At 64.2% G+C, this 6,159-nt stretch carries 7 protein-coding genes; 3 read left to right on the top strand and 4 right to left on the bottom strand.

Annotated features, from left to right (window positions below; genetic code table 11):
* Window positions 1-130 precede the first annotated feature (130 nt).
* A complete protein-coding gene (locus QUG01_RS19745; RefSeq protein WP_500831580.1) occupies window positions 131-739 on the top strand; it encodes an HAD family hydrolase in 609 nt (202 codons plus the stop codon).
* Between the two features lie 2 nt (window positions 740-741).
* Here the strand turns inward: QUG01_RS19745 and QUG01_RS19750 are convergent, their stop codons facing one another.
* Window positions 742-1,125: an MAPEG family protein gene (locus QUG01_RS19750; RefSeq protein ID WP_500831581.1), complete on the bottom strand. Its 384-nt coding sequence runs from the start codon at window positions 1,123-1,125 to the stop codon at window positions 742-744.
* Window positions 1,126-1,136: 11 nt separating this feature from the next.
* Entirely contained in the window at window positions 1,137-1,811 is a 675-nt protein-coding gene (locus QUG01_RS19755; protein ID WP_500831582.1) for an energy-coupling factor ABC transporter permease, read from the bottom strand.
* 119 nt (window positions 1,812-1,930) lie between these two features.
* Between QUG01_RS19755 and nadC the strand changes: the two genes are divergently transcribed.
* The gene (gene nadC / locus QUG01_RS19760; RefSeq protein WP_500831583.1) at window positions 1,931-2,773 is read left to right on the top strand and encodes a carboxylating nicotinate-nucleotide diphosphorylase; all 843 of its coding nucleotides are present in this window, start codon (window positions 1,931-1,933) and stop codon (window positions 2,771-2,773) included.
* An 83-nt stretch (window positions 2,774-2,856) separates the two neighbouring features.
* Window positions 2,857-4,725 carry a sensor domain-containing diguanylate cyclase gene (locus QUG01_RS19765; protein ID WP_500831584.1) on the top strand — a complete coding sequence of 623 codons (1,869 nt, stop codon included), beginning with the start codon at window positions 2,857-2,859 and terminating at the stop codon, window positions 4,723-4,725.
* An 88-nt stretch (window positions 4,726-4,813) separates the two neighbouring features.
* Here QUG01_RS19765 and QUG01_RS19770 read toward each other — a convergent pair whose 3' ends face one another.
* Window positions 4,814-5,413 (bottom strand): CoA pyrophosphatase, encoded by a 600-nt coding sequence (locus QUG01_RS19770; RefSeq protein ID WP_500831585.1) that lies wholly within the window; start codon window positions 5,411-5,413, stop codon window positions 4,814-4,816.
* 13 nt (window positions 5,414-5,426) lie between these two features.
* Window positions 5,427-6,038: a trimeric intracellular cation channel family protein gene (locus QUG01_RS19775; RefSeq protein WP_233164005.1), complete on the bottom strand. Its 612-nt coding sequence runs from the start codon at window positions 6,036-6,038 to the stop codon at window positions 5,427-5,429.
* Window positions 6,039-6,159: the final 121 nt, after the last annotated feature.

Here is a 6,159-nt window from a genome sequence, read left to right on the forward strand (position 1 = left end):
GCGGCGCGCGAAACGCCTCGATTCGGCGCAAAACGCATCCCGGCGCGACCGCTCACCAAACGTCAACAGCCCCTAGCCATCATCCTGCGGCGGGATTTGACCGCCGACAATCAAAATCAGAGAGGGCGCGATGAGCAGCAAACCAAGCGTGTTGGTGTTTGATCTGGGTGGGGTGCTGGTTGACTGGAACGGCATCGATCCGCTGATGCGGCTGTCCGGCGGCACCTTATCACGGGAAGAGGCACGCCGGTTCTGGATAGAGAACCCCTGGGTGGCGCGGCTGGACCTGGGCGAATGCGCGCCGCAGGCATTCTGCGCGGCGATGGTGGATGCGCTGCAGCTGAGCCTCTCCCAGCAAGCGATGCAGGAGCAATTATGCGCCTGGCTGGCGGGCTGCTACCCCGGCGCAGGCGAATTGCTCGACGCCCTGTCCCAAACCTTCCCGCTGGCGGCGCTCAGCAACAACAACGCGTTGCATTGGAACAAGATAGAGCGGGAATTTGGACTGCTGGACCATTTCCAGCACACATTCGCCTCCCACCTGCTGCATTTGCGCAAGCCCGATCTGGCGATCTATCGCCATGTCGAGCAGGCGCTGGATCTGCAAGCGGAGCAGATTGCCTTCTTCGACGACAACATCGAATGCGTGGAAGCTGCCCGCGCCATCGGCTGGCAAGCCTTCCACACAGTCGGTTTCGAGCAGCTGCAAGCCACGCTGCGCGCGCAAGGCTGGCTGTAACCTCAACCGATTAGGCCGCCGGCGCGCAAGAACAGGTACAGCGCCGCCAGTATGCCCACCAGCCAGGCCAAGGAACGCAGCGAGGCCTGGTTGGCGATATACAGCAGGCCATGGGCGACGCGCGCCAGCACGAAGACGGCCGCGGCGGCATTCATCGCCGCCTCCGGCACCTTCATCAGCCAGGCGGCCACGACTGCCGCCGTCCAGGTCGGCAAGGCCTCCCAGGCGTTCTGCTGCGCCCAGCCCGCGCGCTGGCGATAGCCCTCCGCCCTGGCCGCCACTTCGCGCGGCTTATGATTGTCGTAACGCATCCCGGCCTTGGACACCCCGGCCCAGATCAACGGCAACACGGTCGCCAGCAACAAACTCCATAAGACGAACGGCATCGCGATTCTCCTCAACGTTTGCCCGGCCAATCGCCGAGATAGCGCTCATCATCGAAGGTAGCGACCCAATGCGGTCGATACACCACCAACACCGCCAGCAACAAGCCGGTCGTAAAGGCCTCGGACCACGACAACAGGAAATAATACGGCAAAGCCTCTTCCAGCAAGGCATCCCAAGGGTAGACCCCGGCCAGCCCCAGCGCCAGCAAGCCGCACGCCGCGGCGCAGATCAAGCTGGCGCCGCCGGCCAGAAAGCCGTTGACGAACACATAGACAAAGAAATGCGGCGGCAGGAAACGCCGCGCCAGGTTCAGCGCGACGCCGGTCAAGGCGACTGCCGGCAGCGCCGTCAACAGCCAGTTCAAACCCAGGGCAAGCCAATCGGCATGGCCGCCGGCCGCCAGCCCGATCTGCACCGCGGCCAAGGCCAGCAGCGCCAGCCACGGCCCCATCAACAAGGTGAACAGCGCGGCGCCGAGCATATGAAACGACAAGCCGGGCTGCAAGCCCGCGCGCAGCAGCCACAGCGCCAGATCGAACACGCAGGCGCCCATCCAGGCATTCAGCGCCGAGGCGTCCAATTGCCGCCACGGCACGCGCCAGGCGGCCAAGCACAATCCGGCCAGCGCCAAAGCGTTTGCCAGCCAGGCAATCCAGGGGCCAAACAGGGAAGCCGACAAATCCATGACATTGAGCTTGCGGTTCGATGCCTGCCAGCATACCAGATGCCAAGCCCTGTTCGCGCCGCGCCGCGCGCCTTTTTCGCAAGACTGCCGTTACAATACGCTTTTGGATGGAGACCCGCATGACCGCCCTACCCGCCCCCCACCTGATTGCCCAGCAAGTCGGCCAGGCGCTGGCCGAAGACATTGGCCAGTGCGACTGGACCGCCCGCCTGATTCCCGCCGACAAGATCGGCTCCGCCCGCGTCATCGCGCGCGAGGACGCGGTGATCTGCGGCCAGGCCTGGTTTGATGAATGCTTCCGTCAGGTAGACCCGCGCTGCGAAGTGGAATGGCGGGTGAAAGAAGGAGACAAGGTCTCCGCCGGCAGCGAGTTGTGCCGCATCGCCGGTCCGGCGCGCGCGCTGCTGACCGCCGAGCGCAGCGCCTTGAACTTCCTGCAGCTACTGTCCGGGGTGGCCAGCGAAACCCGCCGCTATGTCGACGCCGCAGCCGGCCACCGCGCGCGCATCCACGACACGCGCAAGACCGTTCCCGGCCTGCGGCTGGCGCAGAAATACGCCGTCACCGTCGGCGGCGGCGCCAACCAGCGCATAGGCCTGTTCGACGGCATCCTGATCAAGGAAAACCATATCATGGCGGCCGGCGGCATTGCCGCCGCCATGGAGCAGGCCTTGGCGGACCTGCCGCCCGGCGTGACGCTGCAGATCGAAGTGGAAACGCTGGCCCAGCTGGAAGAAGCGCTGCGCCACGGCGCCACGCTGATCCTGCTGGACAATATGAGCACCGAACAGATGCGCCAGGCGGTGGAGCTGACAGCCGGCCGCGCCCAGCTGGAAGCCTCCGGCGGCATCGACCTGGACACCGTGCGCGCCATCGCCGCCACCGGCGTCGACCGCATTTCGGTGGGCAAGCTGACCAAGGACGTCCGCGCCATTGACCTGTCCATGCGCTTTACCCTGTAAGCAACTACGCAGCGGCGGCTTTAGATGTCATACTGAAGACTTTAGAACAATAGACAACGCATACCCTCCGCCCTGATATGGAAATGACCAACCGCAAGCACGTGTACCGCTCCGCCCGCCATGCCAAGTGGGGCGCCGCATTGCTGCTGTTGGTCACGCTGAGCCTGGTGCTGTTGGACTTGGTCATCAGCTATCGCCAGGTGGAGAACGAGGCCAGCCACCAGGCCAATGGCCTGAGCCAACTGTTGTCGGAGCGGCTGAGCTCCGGCATCCATGAAGCCGGCCTGATCCTGCAGAGCAGCAACCAGATCCCGGAAGTGCAGAAACTGCTGCGCAGCGGCAGCCTGCCGCTGGACGCCCAGCAGGATCTGCAGCAGAAGCTGCAGCAACAATTGCGGCTGGCATCCTACCTGAGCCAGATCGAAATCGTCGACACCGCCTGCCAGACCATCTTCAGCAGCAAGCCCAACAACCCAACCCACGCCCGCCACAATGAATTCTGTCGCTGGCTGCATCGCAGCGAGCCGCAGGAGAGCAAATACACCGCGGTCATGCACAGCCCCACGGCCGGCGGCATCGTGCTGGCCAGCAAGCTGTACGACGCCGACGGCAACCTGATCGGCATGGCTACCGGCCTGATCAACCACAATTTTTTCCAGGACGAAGTCAGCCGCCTCACCGTGGGCGAACACGGCGAAATCCTGGTGCTGGACCAGCGCCAGCTGACCGTGGCGCGCTGGCCCAAAGTGGAAGGTCTCGACCCGCAAAGCTATCGGCCACTGCAGCCGCACATCATGCTGTCGCGCGATGCCAGTCAGATGCTATTCAGCGCGCCGTCCAGCTTTGACGGCTCGATGCGGCTGTACAGCGTGCGCCAGACCGGCAACTACCCGTTCCAGGTGGCGGTGGGCATCTCGCGCGAGGATTTCACCCGTTATGTCTGGGACAAGGCGTGGCTGGCGCTGCCGGGCTGGCTGTTCGTGGCCGCGCTGACGCTGCTGGCGCTGCGCAAGCATCTGTCCAACCTCAATCAGCATCAACAGCTGCTGCGCGGCAACGAACGCATCCGCGAAAGCGAGGAGCAGGCGCGCCGCATTCTCGATACCGCTCCGCTGGCGCTGCTGCTGGTGAATCCGCAAACGCTGCGCATTCAGCACGCCAACGCCCCGGCGCGGGAGCTGCTGCGCTTGCCGCCGCAGCAGCCCGAGGCCGCCGGCCGCGAATTGAACCTGCCGCTGAAGCTGCAGCCGGTGGAACGATGGCTGCTGGACGGCGAAGACGCGCTGCAACGCGAGATCGAGCTGGAACTGGAAGACAAGACCCGGCTGTGGGCCATCGTGTCGCTGCAACAGCTGAACCGCGAAGGCGCGCCATCCTCGCTGATCGCCATGTACGACATCTCCAGGCGCAAGCAGCTGGAACAACAGCTGCATGAAAGCAATCTGCAATTGGCGGAAATGGCCATCACCGACCCGCTGACCCGCTTATACAACCGCCGTCACGGCGACATGGTGCTGAAGGACGAGATCAGCCGCTGCGAGCGCTACGGCCAGACCATGGCGATTGCGGTATTCGATATCGACCACTTCAAGAAATTCAACGACCAATACGGCCATCAGGCTGGCGACGATGTGCTGGTGGCCGTGGCCAACGCGCTGCGCGACTCCACCCGCAACACCGACATCAACGCCCGCATCGGCGGCGAAGAATTCATGGTGGTCTTCCCCTACACCCGGCTGCGCGACGCCCACAAAGTGATGCTGCGGATGCAGATGGCGCTAACCCACACCACTTTCCCCTTCGTCGAGCAGCGCATCACGTTCAGCGGCGGCATCACCGACTGGCGGCCTGGCGACACGCCGGCGACGATGGTGTCGCGCGCCGACAAGCTGCTGTACGAAGCCAAGCTGTCCGGCCGCAACATCATTCTGTGCGATCAGGACACGCCCTGAGCGACAGCCTGTTCCAACCATCGCAGGCAGCCAGAGAAGCCTCCGCCGGCGCCCGGCGTTGAATCCGGCAACCACCCACTATGCCGGCTCAAGCCAGCGCGTCGGCCAGCATCCACATCATGGCCGCGGTAGCGCCCCAGATGGTATAGCGCCGCCACTCCAAGGCCAGATATTGCCCGGCCACGCCATCGCGCACGTAGTCATGCCGGCTATAAGCCGACTTATCCAGCAGATTGCGCAACGGCACCTCGAATACCTCGGCCACCTCGTCCGGCGCCGGCGCCAGCGCCAAGGGCGGCTGCAGCATGCCCACCACAGGGGTCACCATGAAGCCGGTTACCGTCACGTAGTCCGGCAGACAACCTAGCACCCTCACCGCGGACTCCGGCAAACCGGTTTCCTCGCGCGCTTCGCGCAAGGCTGCCGCCTCGGCGGACGCATCGTCCGCCTCCCGCTTGCCGCCGGGAAAACTGACCTGCCCAGGATGGCTGGGCAGATGATCGGCGCGCCGGGTGAACAGCACCGTAGGCTCGTCCGCGTGCCACACCAGCGGAATCAGCACCGCGGCCGGGCGCAGGCCCTCGCGCACGGGACGGCACGGCAAGTCGCCCGCCTTGCCGGTGAAATCATAAGCGCGCAGCCGCTGGGCAATCCGCCCCGCGGCTTCTTCAGCCTCCATCGACCACATTTTATTTTCCTTTTTACTGCTCGCGCCTGCCTATCTTGGGCAGCGTGATCTCGCGGGAATGGGCCAGCATGCGCAACGCCAGCCCCAGCCAGAACAGCAATTGCAAGGACCAGATTCCCACCCAGCCGAGTTTGTCGAACAACCACAGCCCGCCTGCCACCACGATAGCCACCGTGCCGTAGAAATCCCTATGCAGGATGAAGGGCACGTCATTGACCATCATGTCGCGCACCACCCCGCCGCCGACTGCTGTGATGAAGCCCAGCGCCACCACGCCAAAGGCGTTGAGGTCGAACATCAGGCCCACCTGGGCGCCGGTCAGGCTGAACGCCACCAAGCCGAGCGAATCGGCCACCACGAACAGTCCTTCCAATGCCCGGCTGCGCCGGCGGTGCAGGCCCAGCAGCCAAGCCAGCAGCACCGTCGCGGCGATGATGGCCAGATTGGTGTAATCGAAAAACACCCGCGGCACCCGATTCACCAGCACGTCGCGGATGATGCCGCCGCCGATGGCCGTCACCACCGCCAGAATGAGGATGCCCAGCACATCGAGCCGCTTGCGTATGCCCACCAGATAACCGGACACGGCGAAGGCGGCGGTGCCGATCGCCGAGAACCACTCCATTTGAAAAACGCGGCTTGGCAAATCCATGTCTCAATGTACCAAAAAAAAGGCTATGTCCCAATTGTAAGTTGGTAGCCTCTCCCCACCGCTTCCTGCAAACAATGCACAGGTTGTATCTGCT

The organism is Chromobacterium sp. CCUG 76385 (assembly GCF_059916625.1).

What these genes read in the sequence shown, in the direction of transcription:
- QUG01_RS19770 (WP_500831585.1), bottom strand. Translation starts at nt 5,413, where the DNA reads ATGTGGTCGATGGAGGCTGAAGAAGCCGCGGGGCGGATTGCCCAGCGG.
- nadC (WP_500831583.1), top strand. Translation starts at nt 1,931, where the DNA reads ATGACCGCCCTACCCGCCCCCCACCTGATTGCCCAGCAAGTCGGCCAG.
- QUG01_RS19750 (WP_500831581.1), bottom strand. Translation starts at nt 1,125, where the DNA reads ATGCCGTTCGTCTTATGGAGTTTGTTGCTGGCGACCGTGTTGCCGTTG.
- QUG01_RS19745 (WP_500831580.1), top strand. Translation starts at nt 131, where the DNA reads ATGAGCAGCAAACCAAGCGTGTTGGTGTTTGATCTGGGTGGGGTGCTG.
- QUG01_RS19775 (WP_233164005.1), bottom strand. Translation starts at nt 6,038, where the DNA reads ATGGAGTGGTTCTCGGCGATCGGCACCGCCGCCTTCGCCGTGTCCGGT.
- QUG01_RS19755 (WP_500831582.1), bottom strand. Translation starts at nt 1,811, where the DNA reads ATGGATTTGTCGGCTTCCCTGTTTGGCCCCTGGATTGCCTGGCTGGCA.
- QUG01_RS19765 (WP_500831584.1), top strand. Translation starts at nt 2,857, where the DNA reads ATGACCAACCGCAAGCACGTGTACCGCTCCGCCCGCCATGCCAAGTGG.